Here is a 20694-nt window from a genome sequence, read left to right on the forward strand (position 1 = left end):
GCGCTTCGCCATCCGCGAAGGCGGCCGCACCGTCGGCGCCGGCGTGGTCTCCAAGATCAACGAATAGTGGCCTTCTCCCTCCCCCGAAGTGGGGAGGGATGATCGCGAAGCGATCCGGGTGGGGAAGTTCGAAGCGGGTGCTGTCGGCGTCTGTGGCGACACTTCCCCACCCGGCCTCGCCTGCGGCTCGGCGTCCCTCCCCATGAAGGGGAGGGAGAAAAGACCAGACGGCCCCCGGAGCGATCCGGGGGCCGTTTTGCTGTGGGGGGTTTCCTTCTCCCGCAAGGGGAGAAGGACGGTTAAGGCGCCCCATCGTCGTGCAGCCTCTTGCGCGGAACCGCGTCAGGGTCCCTACGTTCGCACTCCGGACGTTAGGAATTCAGTAACCATGCGACGCGCGATCCGTATCGGCCTGTTCATCGGCACCTTCCTGGGCATGTCGGCCTGCGCCGCCATGCCCGACGACGGCGCGCGCGGGCCCTATGGCTCGGTCGAGGCCGGGCGGACCCGCTGACGCCGCAAGGAAAGCGTGGCGGCGGCGACGATTTCCCCCTATCATCGGACCTGCGGACGCCGACGGTAGCGCCGCGTCGGTCCGCTCCCCCTAGATGTTAGCCATCGCCATCGTTGTCGTTCTGCTCCTCGTGGTGCTCAACGGCCTGTTCGCCATGACCGAGCTGGCGGTCGTATCCTCCCGTCGATCCAAGCTGCAGAGCCGCGCCGAGCGCGGCGACAAGGGCGCCCGCGTCGCGCTGAAGCTGGCCGAGGACCCGACCCATTTCCTGTCGGCGGTCCAGGTCGGGATCACCCTGATCGGCATCGCCGCCGGCGCCTACGGCCAGGCGGCCATCGCGGGCGAGCTGAACCACATCCTCGAGGCGGCCTTTCCGAGTCTGGCGGCCTATACCGAAATCTTCTCGACCGTCCTGGTCATCATCTTCATCACCTATGTGTCGGTGATCGTCGGCGAGCTGGTGCCCAAGCGGCTGGCGCTGATCTTCCCCGAAACCATCGCCGCCAAGATGGCGGCGCCGATCTCGACCGTGGCCGTGGTGCTGAAGCCGTTCGTGGTCGTGCTGACCGCCTCGACCTCGGCCATCCTCAAGGTCATGGGCGTCAAGGACCGGGACGGTTCGGACGTGACCCAGGAAGAGGTCGAGACGATGATCGCGGAGGGCACCTCGGCCGGTCTGATCGAGCCCGAGGAGCAGACCATGATCGAGGAGATCCTGCGCCTCGGCGACCGGCCGATCCGGGTGGCCATGACGCCGCGCCACGAGGTGTTCTGGATCGCGCTGGACGATTCGGAGGAGACGCTGCGCACGGAAGTCCGCACCTGCCCCTATTCGCGCATCGTGGTGGCGCGGGAGAACGACGTCGATAATCCGCTGGGCGTGGTTCACAAGAAGGACCTGCTGGACAGCCTGCTGGACAACGGCGAGTTCAATGTCGAGAAGCACATCCAGACGCCGGCCTTCATTCCGCAATCGACCTCGGTGCTGAAGGCGCTGGAGATCATGAAGGCCTCCCGGGTCCACATGGCCTTCCTGGTGGACGAATTCGGGGCCTTCGAGGGGGTGGTGACGGCCACCGACCTTCTGGAGATGATCGCCGGCGATTTCGACGAGGGTCACGACGACGCCGAGGTCAATGTGCGCCAGCGCGAGGACGGCAGCTGGCTGGTCGACGGCCAGACCGACATCGACGAGCTGGCCGACGCCCTGGGCGAGGATTTCGGCGAGGCGGAGGGCTTCCACACCATCGCGGGCCTGGTGCTGCACCAGCTGTCCCGCGTGCCCCACGAGGGCGAAATCCTGCAACTGGGCCGGTTCGAGGTCGAGATCATCGACATGGACGACCGCCGCATCGACAAGCTGCTGTTCACGCAGGTGATCAACGCCCAGGACGAGGCCCGGGCGGTGGCGGCGCAGTACGACGACTGAACCGCATCCGCCCTTGAAAACCCCGGCGCGGTCGGGCATACGCCGCGGTCTGGCGAAGCCGAACGCGCCCGGGGGTTCCGCCCTCTGGCGCGTTGTAGTTTCCGCCGGGACCACAGGAGTGTAGCTCAGCTGGTAGAGCATCGGTCTCCAAAACCGAGGGTCGTGGGTTCGAGTCCCTCCACTCCTGCCACTTTCCACTGACGGTGCGGGTTCCCATCTGCATCGTCAGACCGCGTTGAAAACGAGAACCGAGCATGGCCAAGGCCAAGAGCCCTTCGGGGCGCCGCACCCAGACCGCCCAGCCCGCCATCGCCGGCGCGGCCGTGGCCGCTGACACCGTCGCGCCGAAGAAGCGGACCTCGATTCCGCAGTTCGCCAGTCAGGTCCGCGCCGAAGGGCGCAAGATCGTGTGGCCGAGCCGCAAGGAAACCTGGATCACCTCGGTGATGGTGCTGATCATGGTGCTGATCGCCTCGATCTTCTTCTTCGTGGTCGATGCCGGCCTGACCGTCGCGTCGGGCTTCATCCTCGCGATCGGCCAGTAAGAAAGACCTCTCATGACCGACGCAACGCCCAAACCCGCCGCCAATCCCCGGCACAAGTGGTACATCGTCCACGCCTATTCGAATTTCGAGAAGAAGGTCGCCCAGCACCTGACGGATCAGGCGCGCCAGCAGGGGCTCGAGGACTGCTTCTCGGAAATCCTGGTGCCGACCGAGGACGTCGTCGAGATCCGCCGCGGCCGCAAGGTCAACTCGGAGCGCAAATTCTTCCCCGGCTATGTGCTGGTGAAGATGGAGATGACCGACGACGCCTATCACCTGGTCAAGAACACCCCCAAGGTCACGGGCTTCCTGGGCGCCGCGGGCGGCACCAAGCCGCTGCCGGTCTCGGAGCGTGAGGTCCAGAACATCATCGGCCAGGTGGAGGAGGGCGTCGAACGTCCGAAGCCCACCATCCGCTTCGACATCGGCGAGACCGTCAAGGTCATCGACGGCCCCTTCGCCAGCTTCGACGGCCAGGTCGAGAGCGTCGACGAGGACGCGGCGCGCCTGCGGGTCGCGGTGTCGATCTTCGGCCGTCCGACCCCGGTGGATCTGGAATACAATCAGGTCGAAAAGAGCGCCGGCTGAGGCCTCTCCCTCCCCCGAAGTGGGGAGGGACGATCGCGCAGCGATCCGGGTGGGGAACCTCACCTCAAGCGCGGTCTGTGGATGGTTCGCCCTTCCCCACCCGGGCTCGGCTCCGCCTCGCCGTCCCTCCCCATGAAGGGGAGGGAGAACGCGTTGCTTCACCTCGTTGCTTCTGCTACACGCGCGCCTCGCCCTGAACAGGGCGGCGTGAGCGATCACGCAAATCCGTGGGAGGCAGCCATGCCACGACCACGGCTCACCGGGTCTGATTGAGTTCAGGTCCATCGTAAGGAGAGACCAATGGCCAAGAAGATTCTCGGCTACATCAAATTGCAGGTGCCCGCCGGCGCCGCCACGCCTTCCCCCCCGATCGGGCCCGCCCTGGGTCAACGCGGCGTGAACATCATGGGCTTCGTCAAGGAGTACAAGGCGCCCACCGAGAAGGAAGTGAAGGGCACCCCCCTGCCGACCGTGATCACGGTCTACCAGGACAAGAGCTTCACCTTCGTCACCAAGACCCCGCCCGCGACCCACTACATCAAGCAGGCCGCCGGGATCACCTCGGGCTCGAAGATGACCGGCCGCGAAGTGGCCGGCAAGATCAAGCGCAGCCAGCTGCGCGAGATCGCCGAAAAGAAGATGAAGGATCTGAACGCGAACGACCTGGACGCCGCGACCAAGATCATCGAAGGCTCGGCTCGCGCCATGGGCCTCAACGTCGTGGAGGGCTAAGCACATGGCCAAGCAAACCAAGCGCGTCAAAGCCCGGACCGGCGACACCGTCGCCCCCATGGACTTCGCCGAGGCGATCGCCGCCGTCAAATCCAACGCCACCGCCAAGTTCGACGAGTCGATCGAGATCGCCGTCAACCTGGGCGTCGATCCGCGTCACGCCGACCAGCAGGTCCGCGGCGTGGTGAACCTGCCATCGGGCACGGGTCGTGACGTCCGGGTGGCTGTGTTCGCGAAGGACGCGAAGGCCGCCGAGGCCCTGGCCGCCGGCGCGGACATCGTCGGCGCCGAGGATCTGTACGAGAAGATCAACGGCGGCTTCATGGACTTCGACCGCGTCATCGCGTCCCCGGACATGATGGCTCTGGTCGGTCGTCTGGGTAAGGTGCTGGGCCCGCGCGGCCTGATGCCCAACCCCAAGGTCGGCACCGTGACCCCGAACGTCGCGCAAGCGGTCAAGGACGCCAAGGGCGGCGCCGTCGAGTTCCGCGTCGAGAAGGCCGGCATCGCCCACGGCGGCATCGGCAAGGCCTCCTTCACCCAGGAAGCCCTCGAAGCCAACGTGAAGGCCTATGTGGACGCCCTGCAACGGGCCCGTCCGACCGGCGCCAAGGGCACCTACGTCAAGCGCATCACCCTGTCCTCGACCATGGGACCGGGCTTCAAGATCGATCCGGCGTCGCTGAACGTCTGATCGGCCTGAACGGCAGCATGAAGGGCGGCGACCGCAGGGTTCGCCGCCCTTTTTGCGTTCGGGTGTGATGCGGACGCCCTTGTGAAGCCGGCGCGAACAACCGACGGTAGGCCCTCGTAAAGGGGGATCTCATGCGTATTCTGATGTTGCTGGCGTTCGGGCTTTGCCTGGCCGCGGCCGGGCCCGCGGCCGCCCAGGACCGCGATGCGGCGCAGCGGCTGGCGCTGGCCGGGCAGTATCTTGAACTGACCCAGGCGCCGAACCTGAAAAAGACCGTGGAGGCCTATTTCGAGAGCCTCTTCGCCAAGTCCGAGGCTCCCGCCGAAGAGCGCGCGTGGCTGGCGGAAAACATGACGGCGGCGTTCGAGGTCGCGATGGCGGCGACCTTCGCCGAGCTGACGGACGACGTGGCGGAAATCTACACCCTGCAGGAGCTGGAGGCGATGATCGCCTTCTTCGATACGCCGCTGGGCCGCTCGATCTCGGTCAAGGGTTTCGATTTCGGGATCCGGATGCAGGCCGTCATGATGCCCCATCTCACCACCGCCTTCACCCAGCTGGGTGAAAAATACTGCGCCCGTTTCGAATGCGCCGCGGGCGCGGGCGGGCTGACAGGGAAGCGGATCGAGTGAAACCGTCCGTAGTCTGACGGCTTGACGCAATGACCGGGACGAGGGACTGACTGCGGGCAGGTCATCGACATCGCGTCGGCCGCGGAGCCGGCATCCGTTCCATCGCGGACCTTTTCATGGACCGGAGCCTCCCTGACGTCATGACCGGCCCGGCCGTCCGAACCCAGATCGCGGAGCGACGCCAGGTCGCGGCCTTGCCGTGGCGCAAGACCGGGGCCGGGATCGAAATCCTGCTGGTCACCTCGCGGGAGACCCGACGCTGGGTGACGCCCAAGGGCGGCCGCATGCCGGGCAGGACAGACGCCGAGGCCGCCGCCGAGGAGGCGCTGGAGGAGGCGGGTGTCGAGGGCGCGGTCGCCACGGACCCGCTGGGGACCTTCCGCTATCTGAAAATGCTGAAGCGCCGGGCGCCGCGATGGTGCGTGGTCTCGGTCTATGCGCTGGAGGTGCTGACCGAGCACGACGACTGGCGTGAACGCGGCCAGCGTGACCGGGCGTGGGTCAGCCGCGACGAGGCGGTGCGCCGCGTCGACGAACCGGACCTGAAGGCCCTGATCGCCGCCTTCGAGGGCTAGGCGCGGGCCGCCGCCGCCAGGAAGCAGCCGCGTCGGGCGGTGTGCAGGTGGATCATCGCGGAGTCCGGGCGCTCGAACCAGTCCGTCAGCCGCTCCGCCAGATCGCGCCCCTCGATGACATCCGCGTCGGTCATCATCCAGCCCGCGTCATAGACGCGGACGGACAACAGGCGGCGGGACAGCATGTCAGGCACGACTCCGGGGTCGAGAGCCGCCTTGACCGCCGCCTCCCTGACGAAGATGGGGCCTTCCGACCGGTACGGACTGGAGGGATCGTCCAGATGACGATGGCTCACCAGGATCAACCGCTCGCCGGGTTCGGCGTCGGTCAGGCTGACGCGGCAGGGCGAGGCGTGGGGCGTTTCGGCGACCACGCGTCGCGCGCCGATGGTCTCCAGCGCCGCGTCGTCGAGGGCGAGGAACGGCTGGAACGGCGACAGGGGCAGGGGCAGGATGCGAAAGTTCATGCGGGATCTCCTTCGCCCCCGATGTGACAGGCGTCAGATCAGGCGTCTGGCGGCTTTCGGACGTTGCGCGCGGGGCGTCGCATCCCCACAACGGAGGGCATGAACGCGCCCTTCAAAACCCCCGCCGATCCGCTCGAGGCCCCCCTGTGGGACCTGTCCGACCTGTACGCCTCCCGCGACGACGCCCGCATCGACGCCGACCTGGAGCGGGCGAGGGGGCTGGTGGCCGAACTGAACGCCCTGCAGGGTCGGCTGGTCGGGGCGCGGGCCGATGCGGCGACCCTGGGTCAAAGGCTGGACCGGGCCGTGAGCCTGTACGAACAGGCGTCGGACGTGCTGGGCGGGCTGGGGGCCTATGCCTTCCTCGCGGCCTCGACCAACCGCAACGACGCGGCCGCGACGGGTTTCGAGGCCACGGTGCGCGAGAAGATGACGGCCATCGCCACGCCGACGGTCTGGGTGACGCTGGAGGTCAACCAGCTGGAGGAAGCCGAGATCGAGGCCGCCCTGACGGCGCATCCGGCCGGCGCGCGCTGGCGGCCGTGGCTGCGGCGGGTGCGGGCGATGAAGCCGCATGAGTTGTCGCAGGAGCTGGAGACCTTCCTGGCCGAGCGGGGGCCCATCAGCGCCCAGTGGCCCCGCCTGTTCGACGAGACCCTGGCGGCGATGAAGATCAGGGCCGGCAAGGAAGACCTGACCCTGGCCGAGGCGCTGAACCGGCTGTCCGATCCCAAGGCGGCGCGGCGCAAGTCGGCCGCCGAGGGGCTGAACGAGGCGCTGGGCCAGCGGACCGCGACCATGGCGATGGTGATGAATACGGTGGCGGCGGACAAGGCGCTGGAGGACCGCTGGCGGGGCTTCACACGGCCCGCCGACGGCCGGCACCTGTCCAACGAGGTCGACGGCGAGGCGGTCGACGCCATGGCCGAGGCCGTGGCCGCCGCCTATCCGCGGCTGTCGCACCGCTATTATGCGCTCAAGGCCCGGGCCATGGGCAAGGCCAAGCTGGAGCAGTGGGACCGCAACGCCCCGATCGAGACGACCGCGCCGCGCGGCTATGACTGGGCCGCGGGCAAGCAACTGGTGCTGGAGAGCTTCGCCGACCTGGGGTCCGAGTTCGCCGACCGGGCCGCAGGCTTCTTCGACAGGCCGTGGATCGACGGCAAGGCCCGGTCGGGGAAGCAGTCGGGCGCCTACGCCCATCCGGTGACGTCGGACCGGCACCCCTATGTGTTCCTGAACTGGATGGGCGAGCGGCGGGATGTGCTGACCCTGGCGCATGAGCTGGGGCACGGCGTGCACCAGACCCTGGCGGCGGGTCAGGGCAGTCTGCTGGCCGATACGCCGCTGACCCTGGCCGAGACGGCCTCCATCTTCGCCGAGGGGCTGACGTTCGACCGGCTGCTGAAGACCGCACCGAGGGCCGAGCAGCGCGGCCTGCTGGCCGGGCGGATCGAGGACGGGCTGAACACCGTGGTGCGCCAGATCGCCTTCCATCGCTTCGAGACGCGGTTCCACGACGAGCGGACGGCGGGCGAGGTTCCGGTCGAGCGCATCGGCGAGATCTGGATGGAGGAAATGGCGGCGTCGCTGGGGCCGGCGGTGACGCTGAACGCCGGTTACGAGCACTGGTGGAGCTATGTCAGCCACTTCGTCCACTCGCCCTTCTACGTCTATGCCTACGCCTTCGGGGACCTGCTGGTGGCGGCGCTGATGGAGACGCGGGCGAAGGATCCCGAGGGTTTCACGCCGCTTTACCGCGAGCTGCTCGCGGGCGGAGGGTCGCGCGGCTATGTCGAGGCCCTGGCGCCCTTTGGCCTGAACCCACGCGACCCGGCTTTCTGGACCATCGGCACGAAGCGGCTCGAGGGGCTGATCGGCCAGTTCGAGGCGCTGGTCTGAGTTGACGGCGGCGGCGGGGCGGGCGAGCGTCGGGGATGCGCACCCTGATCCTCGCCGCGGCCCTGACCGTCGCCTCGCCGTTCGCGGCCATCGCCCAGAGCCCGGCGACCCCCGCCCAGCCGTCCGCCAGCGTTCGCGCCATGGCCGCCGGATACAAGGCGCTGACCGTGTGCAGCGCGCTCAAGAACGCCGAGGCGGCGGGGGCGACGCGGACGCTGGAAAGCATCGAGGCCAATGAGCTGACGGGCGTCTATCCCGAGCTCGACCCGCTGGTGCGCGAGATGCCGGTCGAGGTGTTTCCGGCCCGTGTCGCGGTCGCCTGGGACGAGGCCATGCCGCCGCGATCGGCGGTTTGGACGCCCGGACGGGGCTGCGCCATCATGCCGGTAGGCTGGCGCGGCGAGCAGATCACCGCCCTGCCTGAGCCAGCGCGACCCGATCCGGGCTTCACCGCCGGTGCGCCGTCCGATCCCGAGGACCTCGAAGACACCGTCGAGAAGGCGTTCGGGGGTGGCTATGGCGAGGGCGCAAAAACCACGGCGGTGGTGATCCTTCAGAACGACCGGCTGGTCGGCGAATGGTATGCGGACGGTTTCGGGCCGGACACGCCGCAGCGGACCTGGTCGGTGGCCAAGTCGCTGGCGGGCACGGTGATCGGCGCGGCGGTCCAGCGCGGCGAGGTCGATGTGAACGCCCCCGCCGCCATCGCCGACTGGAGCCGGGACGGCGATCCGCGCGCGGCCATCACCCTGGACCAGCTGATGCGGATGTCGTCGGGCCTGACCAGCGACACGGCCGGCAACCGGACGGACGCCCTCTATTTCGGCGGCGTGGGGGTGGACGAACAGGTCACGACCTGGCCGCTGATCGCCATGCCGGGGACGCGGTTCCGCTACGCCAACAACGACATCCTTCTGGCCGTTCTGGCCATCGCGCCGACCTTCACGGCCCATCCGCCAAGGGCGCTGTTCCAGCGGCTGGGGATGTATGACACCTGGGCCGAGACCGACTGGCGCGGGAACTACATGCTGTCCAGCCAGGTCTGGTCGACGGCGCGCGATCTGGCGCGGTTCGGGCGGCTGTATCTGAACGACGGCGTCGTCGACGGAGAGCGCATCCTGCCCGAAGGCTGGCGAGACTATGTGTCCCGCCCCTCGGGCCCGCAACCGACCGGCGCCCAGGGCTATGGCGCGACCTTCTGGCTGTTCAACAAGTCGGATGGGATTCCCGCCGACGCCATCTCGGCCAACGGCAACCGGGGCCAGTATGTGATCATCGTCCCCAGCCGGAACATCGTCATCGTCCGGCGGGGCGAGGACCCGGCCGGAAAGCCGTTCGACCCCGTGGCCTTCACCCGCGACGCCCTGGCCGCGCTCGACTGAGACGCGAATTGTCAGCCGCCGCTTGAGCGCGCGGCAGGCCCCGCTATAAGAGCGCCAACCGACGTTCCAGATTCCCGGACACTGACATGGCCGACCCGCACCACGCCGATTCCCACGACGCCTATGTTCGCGGCTCCCAGGAGATCAGCGAGCAGTCGTCGACCTTCCACGCCTTCATCGGCATGGCCAAATGGGGCTCGCTGTGGCTGGCGGCCCTGCTGGCCTTCCTGGTGATCTGGTTCCAGCCGGGCGGCAGCTTCATCGGCGGCGCCATCGTCGCCTTCGTCATGCTGGTCGGCGGCTGGTTCTTCCTGAAGTCCGGCAAGCCCGCGCACTGATTTTCCAGGGCGCCAACGCTCGCGACGCGGTCGCTCGCTGCTTGAGCGCGCGTGCGGTCGTTTCCGGCCTGCCCGACGCTTTGACGCCGCCGCTCCGATCAGCCTAACGTCGTCCGTCGAGAGAGACGGAGGGATTCGCTTGGCTGTCGCCATCGCCGTGACCCGCGAACGCCGAGACGGCGAGACGCGCTGCGCCGTCACTCCGGACACGGTCAGGAAGCTGATCGCCATGGGCGCGACCGTGACGGTCGAGACCGGGACGGGAACGGGCTCCTCGCTGCCGGACGCCGACTATGTCGCGGCGGGCGCGACCGTGGCGCCGGACACCAAGGCGGTGCTGTCGGGGGCCGATATCGTGCTGAAGGTGCGCGGGCCGACGGCGCAGGAGACCAGTGCGCTGAAGCCGGGCGCCATCGTCGTGGCCCTGCTGGACGCCTACCGCGACAAGGAGACGGTGACCGCCCTGGCCCAGGCCAATGCGACCGCCTTCGCCATGGAATTCGTACCGCGCATCTCGCGGGCCCAGGTGATGGACGCCCTGTCGTCCCAGGCCAATCTGGCCGGCTACCGCGCGGTGATCGAGGCCGCCTGGGCCTATGGCAAGGGCTTCCCGATGATGATGACGGCGGCGGGCACGGTGGCGCCGGCCAAGGTCTTCGTCATGGGGGTGGGCGTGGCGGGGCTGCAGGCCATCGCCACGGCGCGGCGGCTGGGGGCGGTGGTCACGGCCACCGACGTGCGGCCCGCGACCAAGGAGCAGGTCGAATCGCTGGGGGCCAAATTCCTCGCCGTCGAGGACGAGGAGTTCAAGAACGCCCAGACCGCCGGCGGCTACGCCAAGCCGATGTCGCCCGAGTATCAGGCCAAACAGGCCGAACTGACCGGCGAGCACATCAGGAAGCAGGACATCGTCATCACCACGGCCCTGATCCCCGGCCGCGCGGCGCCGGTGCTGGTCACGGCGGCCCAGGTGGCGACGATGAAGCCGGGCTCGGTGCTGATCGATCTGGCTGTGGAAGCGGGCGGCAATGTCGAGGGGGCGAAGGCCGGCGAGGTGGTGACGACGGCGAACGGGGTGCAGATCGTCGGCCATACGAACCTGCCCGGGCGGATCGCGGCGGACGCCTCGGCCCTCTATGCGAAGAACCTGGTCGCCTTCGTCGGGCTGATGATCAGGGACGGGGCGCTGGCGCTGGACCTGGAGGACGAGATACTCAAGGCGTCTGCGGTGACGCACGGCGGGGCCGTGGTGCACGAGGGGGTGAGGGGATGATGCGTATTCTTCTGCGCATTGTCGCCGTTCCACTACTGGGGTGGGGGCTATTTCTCCTCCTGATGCCGGTCTGGAATTTCTTCCTTTCCATGACGGGTATTCGCCTTGCGGACGCGAGTGAAACGCTAATGCCCGGACTGCTTTCGTTCGGAGCCGGCATCGCGTTCTGGCTACTGCCCAGCCTCGGTAAACGCTTTGTTCGACGGCCAAAGGAGCAAGTGTGATGGAACACGTCGATCCCACCGTCTTCCGCCTGGCCATCTTCGTGCTGGCGATCTTCGTCGGCTACTATGTGGTCTGGAGCGTGACGCCGGCCCTGCACACGCCGCTGATGGCGGTGACCAACGCCATCTCCTCGGTGATCGTGGTCGGCGGGCTGATCGCGGCGGCGGCGGCCAGCGCCGACGGCGGCTGGATCGCCAAGGGAGCCGGCGTGGCGGCCGTGACCCTGGCCAGCGTCAACATCTTCGGCGGCTTCATGGTCACCCGACGCATGCTGGCGATGTACAGGAAGAAGGAACGGCCGAAACCGGTCGAGGCGGCGCAGCCGTGACCCTGGCCATTCTTTTCACGGCCCTCGTGCCGGCGGCGCTTCTGATGGTCCTTGCCTTCGTTCTGCTGAGCGGGCGGATGAGCGACGGGTTGCGGCGACGTGTCGAGCTCGGCCTCATTCTGATCTTCTATCCCGTCGTCATCCTGACGTGGGCGTGGCAGGCGTGGGACAACCAGCGGCAGGGCGACTGGCTCGGGTTCGGCCTGATGCTGATCCTCGTCGCCGTGTTCGCGACGCAGTTCGTCCTGGCCCTTCGGTCGCGCACCCTGTTTCCGCGGTTCGGGACCGGCAAGGGATGACGCTGGACGCCCATCAGTTCGCGGTCGGCGCGTCCTGGGTCGCCACGGCGATCGGGGCCGGGCTGTGGCTGTGGAGCTGGCTGCGGGAGACGGACGCGATCCGCAAGCTGCGCTTTCTCGACTGCGGCGTGGTGCTGCTGTTCGCCTCGGTGCTGCTGCGCATCGTGGCCCAGGACAGGCCGATGAGCGTCTGGGACTGGGCCATGGTGTTCGTGGCGCCGCTGTTCATCACCGCCGCCCTGTGGCGGCTGGCGCGGACGGCCTGTCCGCCGGGAGGACGCTGAGATGCGGCCGGGGCGGATCGGAGTGGTGCTGCTGGCGGCGGTCGCGGCGACCGCGGCGGATGCGCAGACCCGCCTGGGGGCGGATGTCGAGAGCGGCCTGCCGTGGCACGTCGCGGCGCTGCAGGGCGCCAGCTGGTCGCTGGAGTGCCGTTTCAAGCCGGTCGTCTACGAGGCCTCGAATTACAACAGGGAAGCCTGGGCCAATCGCATCGCCCAGACGGGCCGCGGTTCGGAGGGCGGGCGGCTGCCGTCGGACAACGGCAGCTGCACCGTGACCAAGACGGGCGGGCGCGGCGCGGTGGCGATCGCCATGATCAAGAACGGCGAGGCCCAGGTCGCGGTCACCAGCGACCCGGCCCGGCCTGCCGCGGTGGGATTTTTCTGATGTCGAGATTCGGGGACACGGCATGAACGCATCCTTGGCGGCCCTGGCCTATCTGGTCTCCGGCGTCCTGTTCATCCTCAGCCTGCGCGGCCTGTCCAGCCCGGAGACGAGCCGGCAGGGCAACACCTTCGGCATGATCGGCATGGCGCTGGCGGTCGGGGTGACGCTGCTGACGCTGTGGTCGACCGGGACGCTGGATCCGCTGACCCTGGCCCTGATCGCCGGCGGGGTGATCGTCGGCGGCGGGGCGGGGGCGCTGATCGCCGCCCGGGTGCAGATGACCCAGATGCCCCAGCTGGTGGCGGCCTTCCACAGCCTGGTCGGCATGGCGGCCTGTCTGGTGGCGGTGGGGGCGGTCTATGCGCCCGAGAGCTTCGGCATCGCCGACGGGGCGGGCGGGATCAAGATCCAGTCGATCATCGAACTGAGCCTCGGCGTCGCCATCGGGGCCATCACCTTCACCGGCTCGGTCATCGCCTTCGCCAAGCTGAACGGCAACATGAGCGGCGCGCCGATCCTGCTGCCGGCGCGGCATCTGATCAACATCGGCCTGGCCCTGGCGCTGGTGCTGCTGATCGGCATCCTGATCGGCACGGGCGGGACGGCGACCTGGGCCTTCTGGGGCGTGTTCGCCCTCGCCCTGATTCTCGGCGCGACCCTGATCATCCCCATCGGCGGGGCCGACATGCCGGTGGTGGTGTCGATGCTCAACTCCTATTCGGGCTGGGCCGCGGCGGCGCTGGGCTTCACGCTCGAGAACATCGCCCTGATCATCACCGGGGCCCTGGTCGGGAGCTCGGGCGCGATCCTGAGCTACATCATGTGCAAGGCCATGAACCGCAGCTTCATCTCGGTGATCCTGGGCGGGTTCGGCGGCGACGCGGCCACCGGCGCGGCCGGGGCGGTCGAGACCCGGCCGGTCAAACAGGGCTCGGCCGACGACGCGGCCTTCATCATGAAGAACGCCTCGAAGGTCATCATCGTGCCCGGCTACGGCATGGCCGTGGCCCAGGCCCAGCACGCCCTGCGCGAAATGGCCGACAAGCTGAAGGCCGAGGGGGTCGAGGTGAAATACGCCATCCACCCCGTCGCCGGCCGCATGCCCGGCCACATGAACGTCCTGCTGGCCGAGGCCAACGTCCCCTATGACGAGGTGTTCGAGCTGGAGGACATCAACAGCGAGTTCAGCTCCTGCGACGTGGCCTTCGTCATCGGCGCCAATGACGTCACCAATCCGGCCGCCAAGACCGACCCGCAGAGCCCGATCTACGGCATGCCGGTGCTGGACGTGGAGAAGGCCGGCACGGTGCTGTTCATCAAGCGCGGCATGGCGGCGGGCTATGCGGGGGTCGAGAACGAGCTGTTCTTCCGCGACAACACCATGATGCTGTTCGCCGACGCCAAGAAGATGGTCGAAGGGATCGTCAAGGCGCTCTAGTCGTCTGCGTCAAACGTCTCGGCACAGGTTGCTACCGACTTGATGTCGCGGATTCGGCATCGGCGACCGCATTCGAAAGTCGGCGCACCGCTATCCCCGGACTCAACCATCGCCTGCCTTCCCGGCGCATACGAGTGCGACTGGACGGCTTCCTGTCCCGCGACGCGGCACATTTCCCGACTGAAACCGGGTGTAATGATCGCAAAGCCGCCGGATCCGGCGGGGTAGACGAACAGCGTCCAGTCTTCGGCTTGACCGCAGGAGCCCGTTGTCAAACCTAGAACAAGGCATATCGCGGCGGGCCCGAGTCTCACGCCGCCGCGCTCTCGACCTTCAACACACCTGCCGCCTTCATGTCGGCGTGCAGGGCATCCGGAGCCCAGTCGTAGCCGTTGGGCCAGGTCAGGCCGCCGAACTCGAGGAAGACGCGGTCGAAATAGGCCGGGTCCTCGAACGGTCGGGTCACTGGGGTGCCGCGGCGCGCCAGATCGGAGAAATCCCACTCGCCCGCGCGGCCGTCCGAGAACCACAGCTTCAGGCGCCAAGGCCCGAGCCGTTGCAGTTTGCGGATGCGAACGACTTCAGTTGTCATTGTCGGCGTCAGGCCCCGGAATTCGTTCAGGCGTCAGGTCACTGCGGACCGCGATCCATGCCGCCCGCAACTCGGTCTTATACATCTCAATCCAGTGCTGGACGAGTTTGCGCTGAACCAGAGGAAGTTTGCCGCCGATCAGGCGACCCGTTTCAATATCGAACTTGGCTTCCCGGCCGCCGTGGTAGGCGTGAAAATGCGCCGGCGCATGGTCGTTGAAGAACATGCGGATGGCGACGCCCTGAAAGAACGAAATCGTCGGCATGGGCGGCTGATAGCACGGCAAGGTTGTTTGGTCGATTTACGCTCGTGAAGTCGGCGCGCCTCGCTGCGTCAGCATGTCCGCCCCTTGCGACAATGCATGTGCGTCCGTTCGGCCCTCTGACGCGTTAGGGTGTCTTGCGCCGGCCCATAGCGGTCGAAGCGCCTGAAAGTCCGTCTCCATGGTCAACAAGAGTCTCGCCCCCGACGCCCGCGCCCTCGACGAGGAAAAGGCCGCCGAACCCGTCGTGCACCACGAGCCGAAGGGGTTCTCCGACCGGTTCGCCCTGGGCTTCACCAAGCTGCTGCGCGTCTGCGCCGACACCTTCTTCGCCAAGAAATACGGCCACCGCGCCATCGTTCTGGAAACCGTGGCGGCGGTGCCCGGCATGGTCGGGGCGACGCTCCAGCATCTGCGTTGCCTGCGCGAGATGCGGGATGACGGGGGCTGGATCCGCACCCTGATGGAGGAGGCGGAGAATGAGCGGATGCATCTGATGACCTTCATCGAGGTGGCCAAGCCGACGTATTTCGAACGGCTGGTGGTCCAGCTGGCCCAGGCGATCTTCTATATCGGCTTCTTCCTGCTCTACCTGATCTCGTCGCGCACGGCGCACCGGGTGGTCGGCTATTTCGAGGAAGAAGCCGTCATCAGCTACACCCTGTATCTCAAGGAGATCGACGAAGGCCGGTCGCCCAACATACCGGCCCCGGCCATCGCCATCCACTACTGGAAGCTCCCGGCCGACGCGACGCTGCGCGATGTCGTGCTCAAGGTCCGGGCCGACGAGGCGCATCACCGCGACGTCAATCACGGCTTCGCCAGCACTCTGGCCAGGCAATCGCCCAGTCCTGTACCGTCGGCCCCCTATCCGCCCCACGCCACGGAGCTGAAGGGCGCCGCCTGATCGGGGAACGCCATGGCCTACGAGGCGAAGACCAGACCCACCGACGTCTCCGTCGCCGACTTCATCGCCGCGGTCGAGAACCCGCAGCGGCGGGCTGACGCCGAAACCCTGTGCGCCCTGTTCGAGGCGCTGTCGGGCGAGCCGCCGGCGATGTGGGGGCCGTCGATCATCGGCTTCGGGCGTTACCACTACCGGTACGACAGCGGCCACGAAGGCGAGGCGGCGCGGATCGGCTTCTCGCCGCGCAAGGCGCAGACGGTGCTCTATATCGCGCCGGGCTTCGCCGGGCGCGAGGACCTGCTGGCCCGCCTGGGCAAGGTGAAGACGGGCGCCTCGTGCCTGTACATCAACCGGCTCGACTGGATCGACATGGACGCCCTGCGCGAGCTGGCGGCCGCATCGCTGGACGACATGCGCAGACGATATCCGCAGTAGCGCCGGCTCAGGCCGCCATGCGGAAGTCTTCGGCCGGGGCGAAGGCGGGGCGGGCCTCGTCCCACAGGGCGTCCTCGTCGGCGTAGCGGGCCGACAGGCGGGCGTCGATGACGTCGATCACCTGTTCTTCCAGCCGGTCCCAGATGACCGCCAGGTCGCCGCAGCCCTCGGCGTCGCAGGGGACGATCAGATAGCGATTGGCGGCGACGGAAGCGTGGGGGGCGAAGCGGCGGGCCATGGGATGTCTCCGGGTCAGGGGTCTCTGTTGAAACGACCTTGAACCAGCGTTGCGTCAAAAACGGTCGTATGCGATTTTGACTCCATGAGAATGGACAAGGCGGCGGTGTTGATCGAACTGGCCCGGCGCATGGCGGCCAGCGCCGAGGGCCTGACGCTGGACGAGATGGCGCAGGAAGCCGGCGTCGGACGGCGCACGGCCGAGCGGCTGCGCGACGCCGTGCTGGTCCTGTTCCCCCAGGCCGAGGAGGTGTCGGACCCGCCGGGCAAGCGCTGGCGCATCCGCGGCGGCCTGTCCGCCTTCGAACAGGCCCCGACGACCGAGGAACTGGTCGAGCTCAGCAAGGCGGCCCAGGGCCTGCGCGCGACCGGCGAACCGGGCCGCGCGGCGGCGCTGGAGGGGCTGGAGCGCAAGCTGAAGTCGGCGATGCGGTCGACGACCCTGAACCGGCTGGCCCCCGATCTGGAGGCGCTGGTCCGGGCCGAGACCATCGCGGTGCAGGCCGGACCCCGGCCCTCGGCGGACGAGACGGTGCTGACCCGGATCCGTCACGCCATTCTGGCCGGCCAGCCGCTGGGCTTCATCTACAGTCGCCCGGGGGCCGAGGCGCGTCGGCGCATCGTCGCGCCGTGCGGGGTGATGTTCGGACGCGCCAACTATCTGGTCGCCGCCGACCGCGAGAGCGGCCGCATCCAGACCTTCCGCCTCGACCGGATGAGCGCGGTCCGGGCCGAGGACGGCGTCGCCTCGCCGCCGGCGGATTTCGACCTGCAGGCCTTCGCCAGCCAGTCGTTCGGCATCTATCAGGACGAGATCGAGGATGTGGTGCTGCGGGTGACGCCCGCGGGCGCGGCCGAGGCGCGGGCGTGGCGCTGGCACCCGACCCAGACGCTGGAGGATCAGGCCGACGGCGGCGTGATCGTGCGCTTCCGGGCCTCGGGCATGCGCGAACTGGCCTGGCACCTGTTCAGCTGGGGCGATCAGGTCGAGATCGTCGCGCCGGTGAGGCTCAGGGCGGTGATGAAGGGCGAACTGGAGGCCGCGCGCCGCGCCCTCGAACGGAGTTGAACGGGCCGGCAGGACCTTTGGGCTGTTCGCGGGCCCGCCAAATGCCCTGAGTCTGACGAAAGCTTAAGCTGACGCGAGCCTCTGCCCGGCCCTATGCGGGAGTCCGGATGGGGAGCTGACATGCGCGCCACGATACTGACGGTTCTTGCCCTGCTGGCGTTTGGAACGGGCGTCCCGGCGACCGCGCAGGAGGCGCCCTCCCGCCCTGCCGTGGCGGTCACCCGCAACGGCGACGCCTGGACGGCGGATTACGAACTGGATCGGGACGCGCCGGTCTGGGCCTTCTTCCGGTCCGCGCTGATCCAGGACTCGCGCAAGCCGTGGCGGCCGGAGCAGTGGCGGGTCGTCACGCCCGGCGTGGTGCTGGAGCGGGCCGGAAACCGGGACATCCTGCGCGCCGTCGACGGCGGACCGGTGCCGCGCCGCGTCAGCATAGGCTTCACGCCGAAATCGGAAGACCTCGAGGCCGACTACGGCGTTCTCGCCTTCACCGACGGATCGGTGGCCATGCCCAGCGGACAGTTTGACGTCTTTCCGCTGCCGTCGGTGGCGGCGGCCGAGGCGGTTCCGCAGGATCTGAACGGCTATCCGCTGGAAGCCGATCCCGCGACGGTGACGTGGCGCGACCGCGCGGGCCCGGTGCTTTTCCGGGGCGAGCGGGTGGCGCAGGCCGTCGCGGCGGACGCCGACACCTATGTGCTGTTCGGCGCGGCGGAAATGAGCGGGAACGAGCGGCTGGTCACGATCGTCGATCCGCAGCTGCCTGAATGGATCGGCGACGCGATCCAGGATTTCGCGCCTCGCGTGGCCGACTATTACGCCCGCCGGCTGGGCGCGGGCCAGAGCGACCGGCCGACGGTGATGGTCAGCTGGGCCGGTCCGACCGCCGGGAAAACATCGATGGGCGGCAGCGTCATGCCCGGCCTGATCGTCGCGCGGTTCGAGGGGAGCGGCGTGCTGCAACCCACCGCGGGACTCCTGGCCACGGCGCGCTGGTTCATCGGCCATGAGAGCGCGCATTTCTGGCTGGGTCAGGTCGTCCGCTACGAACGCGCCCGCGACGCCTGGATCACGGAGGGCGGGGCCGATCTGATGGCGGTCCGGGCCCTGAAGGCGGTCGATCCCGACTATGACGCCCGCGCCGAACTGCAGAACGAGGTCGATGACTGCGTCCGCCTGGCCGGCGCGCCCGTGGCCGAGGCCGCCGGGCGCGGCGAGCACCGCGCGCTCTACGCCTGCGGGGCTGTGTTCGCCATGGCGGCGGAGGGCGTGCAGCGGCGGGCGAACGGCGGCGACTGGTTCGACTTCCTCAAGCCGCTGATCGACGCCAACCGCGAGGACGGGGTGCTGACGCGCGAGGAATGGTTTCTGGAACTGACCCGGGTTTCGGGCGACGCGTCCCTGAGGGCGGATATGGAGACCCTGCTGGACAGCGGCGCGGCCGATCCCGCGACCGTCATCGCCGGCCTGTTCGACCGCACGGGGGTCCCCTATCGGCGCGACGCCGGACATGTCCGGCTCGACTGACGCCTTCAGCCGGCCCGGAGGATGAGGCCGGCCCCGAGCCAGCCCAGGAGCGCCGCGGCGGTGACGAGTTCAAGCACGACAAAAGCCAGGAGCCCGTGCTTCCGGACAAACAATACGAGATTCACGACGCGCCCCGATCAACCGAGCGGTCGAAACCCCTGAAACCGCATCGGGTTCAACCTCAGTCGGTCGGCCCGGCGAAGGGATAGGGACTGACCGACTTCGACCAGTCATCGACCGTCAGGGCCCGGTCCACGGGCGCGGCGGCGCGTTCGGCGCAGGGGTGGCGGTGGCACAGGCGGCAGGCCGGACCGATCGGGGTGACCTCGGGCGCGGCGAGATCGAGGCCGCGCGCGTGGATCAGGCGGTGGGCGTGTTTCAGCTCGCAGCCCAGACCGATGGCGAGGTCGTGGCCCTCGGTGAAGGCGTCATGTCCCTGGCGGTCGACGGTGCGCGCGAGGGTGAACCAGCGACCGCCGTCCGGCGTCTCGATGATCTGGGTGATGATCTTGCCGGGCGTGCGGAAGGCGCTGTGCAGCCGCCAGCGCGGACAGGCCCCGCCGAAGCGCGAGAAGGGGAAGGCGCCCGAAGCGAAGCGTTTGGAGATGTTGCCGGCCTGATCGACCCGCATCAGGAAGAAGGGCACGCCGCGGGCCGTGGGCCGCGACAGGGTGGTCAGCCGGTGCGCCGCCTGTTCGAAGCCGACGCCGAAGCGGGCCTGCAGTCGCGCCATGTCGTAGGCCGTGTCCTCGGCCAGGCGCTGGAAGGGGCCGTAGGGCATCAGGATGGCGGCGGCGAGGGTGTTGGTCAGCGAGACCTTGAGCAGCCGCCGGGTGGACTCATCCGGGGCCGCCGCCGCGTCGGCGAGGGCCGTCAGCTCGGCGTCGTGTTCGGCCAGGGCCAGCTGATAGGCCACGGCGAAGGCCCGCGAGGAGGCCCCGAGGGTCTCGGACAGCAGCAGCCGTTTGCGGTGCGGATCATAGCGGCGGGTCCACTCCACCATGACTTCGGCGGGCAGGGTGCGGACGGTCAGGCCGTGGCGCGTCTGAAGCCGGGCGCGGGCGCGGGCTTCGAACGCCTCGCCGGGCGTCTCGACCTCGAGGGCGTCGGACAGGGTTTCACCAAGGGCGTCCAGTTCGGGGAAGTGGTTGCGCCGGGTCTGGACGTATTCGCGCACCCGGTCTGCGGGACTGTCGTCGCCCAGGCCGCCGAGGGCGTCGGCTTCGGCCCGGTCGCGGGTGCGGCGATCGGCGAAGGCGCGGTACAGGCGCAGCAGGGCGTCGGCGGCGGCGGGCTGGTCCTCGGCCAGCTGAACGATCTCGTGACGCGGCACCGCCAGACCCTGGAAGACCGGATCCGCGAAGGCTTCGGTCAGTTCGGCTTCCGACGCCGGGCCGCCCGACTGGCCGAGGGTGCGCAGGTCGACGTCATAGGTGTCGGCCAGACGCAGCAGCAGCTGCGCGGAGACGGGCCGCTGGTTGCGCTCGATGTGGTTGAGGTAGCTGGGCGAGACGCCGAGATCGGCCGCCATGGCGGTCTGGGTCAGGGCGAGGTCGCGCCGCAGCCGCTTGAGGCGGCCCCCGAGGAAGAGTTTGCGATCGGCGGCGACGTCCATGGCTGGATTAGGTCACAAAA

The 20694-nt window shown here is 68.6% G+C and carries 28 protein-coding genes and 1 tRNA gene; 24 read left to right on the plus strand and 5 right to left on the minus strand.

The genetic code is table 11. From position 1 onward, the window contains the following. From WC555_RS11850 to WC555_RS11895, 10 genes are all read left to right on the plus strand, one after another. A partial coding sequence (locus WC555_RS11850) for a hypothetical protein (protein WP_373253874.1) occupies nt 1-67 on the plus strand: 67 nt, incomplete at its 5' end. A 321-nt stretch (nt 68-388) separates the two neighbouring features. After that, on the plus strand, nt 389-514 hold the full coding sequence (locus WC555_RS11855; RefSeq protein ID WP_300465724.1) for a hypothetical protein: 126 nt from the start codon (nt 389-391) through the stop codon (nt 512-514). A 94-nt stretch (nt 515-608) separates the two neighbouring features. Then, a complete protein-coding gene (locus WC555_RS11860; protein ID WP_373253813.1) occupies nt 609-1943 on the plus strand; it encodes a hemolysin family protein in 1335 nt (444 codons plus the stop codon). Between the two features lie 114 nt (nt 1944-2057). Beyond that, a tRNA-Trp gene (locus WC555_RS11865) sits at nt 2058-2133 on the plus strand. A gap of 64 nt (nt 2134-2197) precedes the next feature. Continuing rightward, nucleotides 2198-2488, plus strand: coding sequence for a preprotein translocase subunit SecE (gene secE, locus WC555_RS11870; RefSeq protein ID WP_373253814.1), 291 nt, complete (start codon nt 2198-2200; stop codon nt 2486-2488). Nucleotides 2489-2500: 12 nt separating this feature from the next. Next, nucleotides 2501-3076, plus strand: coding sequence for a transcription termination/antitermination protein NusG (gene nusG / locus WC555_RS11875; RefSeq protein WP_332639933.1), 576 nt, complete (start codon nt 2501-2503; stop codon nt 3074-3076). A gap of 300 nt (nt 3077-3376) precedes the next feature. Beyond that, on the plus strand, nt 3377-3808 hold the full coding sequence (gene rplK / locus WC555_RS11880; RefSeq protein WP_373253815.1) for a 50S ribosomal protein L11: 432 nt from the start codon (nt 3377-3379) through the stop codon (nt 3806-3808). A 4-nt stretch (nt 3809-3812) separates the two neighbouring features. Beyond that, nucleotides 3813-4502: a 50S ribosomal protein L1 gene (gene rplA / locus WC555_RS11885; RefSeq protein ID WP_373253816.1), complete on the plus strand. Its 690-nt coding sequence runs from the start codon at nt 3813-3815 to the stop codon at nt 4500-4502. A 131-nt stretch (nt 4503-4633) separates the two neighbouring features. After that, complete coding sequence (locus WC555_RS11890; protein WP_373253817.1) at nt 4634-5134, plus strand: hypothetical protein; 501 nt, start codon at nt 4634-4636, stop codon at nt 5132-5134. Between the two features lie 116 nt (nt 5135-5250). Continuing rightward, complete coding sequence (locus WC555_RS11895) at nt 5251-5709, plus strand: NUDIX hydrolase (RefSeq protein WP_373253818.1); 459 nt, start codon at nt 5251-5253, stop codon at nt 5707-5709. Here WC555_RS11895 and WC555_RS11900 read toward each other — a convergent pair. Beyond that, a complete protein-coding gene (locus WC555_RS11900) occupies nt 5706-6176 on the minus strand; it encodes a DUF1203 domain-containing protein (RefSeq protein WP_373253820.1) in 471 nt (156 codons plus the stop codon). The genes WC555_RS11895 and WC555_RS11900 overlap by 4 nt on opposite strands. Before the next feature lie 99 nt (nt 6177-6275). Between WC555_RS11900 and WC555_RS11905 the strand changes: the two genes are divergently transcribed. The 10 genes from WC555_RS11905 (at nt 6276) to WC555_RS11950 (ending at nt 14030) form a co-directional block, all read left to right on the plus strand. Then, nucleotides 6276-8078: a M3 family oligoendopeptidase gene (locus tag WC555_RS11905; protein WP_373253821.1), complete on the plus strand. Its 1803-nt coding sequence runs from the start codon at nt 6276-6278 to the stop codon at nt 8076-8078. 35 nt (nt 8079-8113) lie between these two features. Continuing rightward, nucleotides 8114-9460: a serine hydrolase domain-containing protein gene (locus WC555_RS11910; protein ID WP_373253823.1), complete on the plus strand. Its 1347-nt coding sequence runs from the start codon at nt 8114-8116 to the stop codon at nt 9458-9460. A gap of 86 nt (nt 9461-9546) precedes the next feature. Further along, nucleotides 9547-9798 carry an aa3-type cytochrome c oxidase subunit IV gene (locus WC555_RS11915; protein WP_373253825.1) on the plus strand — a complete coding sequence of 84 codons (252 nt, stop codon included), beginning with the start codon at nt 9547-9549 and terminating at the stop codon, nt 9796-9798. Between the two features lie 139 nt (nt 9799-9937). Beyond that, complete coding sequence (locus WC555_RS11920) at nt 9938-11071, plus strand: Re/Si-specific NAD(P)(+) transhydrogenase subunit alpha (protein ID WP_373253827.1); 1134 nt, start codon at nt 9938-9940, stop codon at nt 11069-11071. After that, entirely contained in the window at nt 11071-11295 is a 225-nt protein-coding gene (locus WC555_RS11925) for a hypothetical protein (RefSeq protein ID WP_373253829.1), read from the plus strand. Before WC555_RS11920 ends, WC555_RS11925 begins: the two co-directional genes overlap by 1 nt. Then, complete coding sequence (locus WC555_RS11930) at nt 11295-11624, plus strand: NAD(P) transhydrogenase subunit alpha (RefSeq protein ID WP_373253831.1); 330 nt, start codon at nt 11295-11297, stop codon at nt 11622-11624. Before WC555_RS11925 ends, WC555_RS11930 begins: the two co-directional genes overlap by 1 nt. Next, a complete protein-coding gene (locus WC555_RS11935) occupies nt 11621-11923 on the plus strand; it encodes a hypothetical protein (RefSeq protein WP_373253833.1) in 303 nt (100 codons plus the stop codon). Before WC555_RS11930 ends, WC555_RS11935 begins: the two co-directional genes overlap by 4 nt. After that, entirely contained in the window at nt 11920-12207 is a 288-nt protein-coding gene (locus WC555_RS11940; protein ID WP_373253834.1) for a hypothetical protein, read from the plus strand. The genes WC555_RS11935 and WC555_RS11940 overlap by 4 nt, the downstream gene beginning before the upstream one ends. Before the next feature lies 1 nt (nt 12208). Next, a complete protein-coding gene (locus tag WC555_RS11945) occupies nt 12209-12592 on the plus strand; it encodes a hypothetical protein (protein ID WP_373253836.1) in 384 nt (127 codons plus the stop codon). A 22-nt stretch (nt 12593-12614) separates the two neighbouring features. Next, nucleotides 12615-14030: an NAD(P)(+) transhydrogenase (Re/Si-specific) subunit beta gene (locus WC555_RS11950; RefSeq protein ID WP_373253838.1), complete on the plus strand. Its 1416-nt coding sequence runs from the start codon at nt 12615-12617 to the stop codon at nt 14028-14030. Nucleotides 14031-14340: 310 nt separating this feature from the next. Here WC555_RS11950 and WC555_RS11955 read toward each other — a convergent pair whose 3' ends face one another. Then, on the minus strand, nt 14341-14622 hold the full coding sequence (locus tag WC555_RS11955) for a DUF2442 domain-containing protein (protein ID WP_373253840.1): 282 nt from the start codon (nt 14620-14622) through the stop codon (nt 14341-14343). Then, nucleotides 14612-14887: a DUF4160 domain-containing protein gene (locus WC555_RS11960; protein WP_373253842.1), complete on the minus strand. Its 276-nt coding sequence runs from the start codon at nt 14885-14887 to the stop codon at nt 14612-14614. The genes WC555_RS11955 and WC555_RS11960 overlap by 11 nt, the downstream gene beginning before the upstream one ends. 178 nt (nt 14888-15065) lie before the next feature. Between WC555_RS11960 and WC555_RS11965 the strand changes: the two genes are divergently transcribed. Continuing rightward, nucleotides 15066-15791, plus strand: coding sequence for an alternative oxidase (locus WC555_RS11965; protein WP_373253844.1), 726 nt, complete (start codon nt 15066-15068; stop codon nt 15789-15791). A gap of 12 nt (nt 15792-15803) precedes the next feature. Then, nucleotides 15804-16226, plus strand: a complete 423-nt coding sequence (locus WC555_RS11970; protein ID WP_373253846.1) for a DUF1801 domain-containing protein — start codon at nt 15804-15806, stop codon at nt 16224-16226. Nucleotides 16227-16233: 7 nt separating this feature from the next. Here the strand turns inward: WC555_RS11970 and WC555_RS11975 are convergent, their stop codons facing one another. Next, nucleotides 16234-16464 (minus strand): hypothetical protein, encoded by a 231-nt coding sequence (locus WC555_RS11975; RefSeq protein WP_373253848.1) that lies wholly within the window; start codon nt 16462-16464, stop codon nt 16234-16236. A gap of 84 nt (nt 16465-16548) precedes the next feature. On the opposite strand from WC555_RS11975, the gene WC555_RS11980 reads away from it, so the two are divergent. Continuing rightward, entirely contained in the window at nt 16549-17532 is a 984-nt protein-coding gene (locus WC555_RS11980; protein WP_373253850.1) for a helix-turn-helix transcriptional regulator, read from the plus strand. 120 nt (nt 17533-17652) lie between these two features. Next, nucleotides 17653-19059, plus strand: a complete 1407-nt coding sequence (locus tag WC555_RS11985; RefSeq protein ID WP_373253852.1) for a hypothetical protein — start codon at nt 17653-17655, stop codon at nt 19057-19059. A 181-nt stretch (nt 19060-19240) separates the two neighbouring features. Here the strand turns inward: WC555_RS11985 and WC555_RS11990 are convergent, their stop codons facing one another. After that, nucleotides 19241-20674: a short-chain fatty acyl-CoA regulator family protein gene (locus WC555_RS11990; RefSeq protein ID WP_373253854.1), complete on the minus strand. Its 1434-nt coding sequence runs from the start codon at nt 20672-20674 to the stop codon at nt 19241-19243. Nucleotides 20675-20694 lie beyond the last annotated feature (20 nt).

Source organism: Brevundimonas sp. (genome assembly GCF_041648615.1).
In the GTDB taxonomy this organism is placed as follows: Bacteria; Pseudomonadota; Alphaproteobacteria; order Caulobacterales; family Caulobacteraceae; genus Brevundimonas.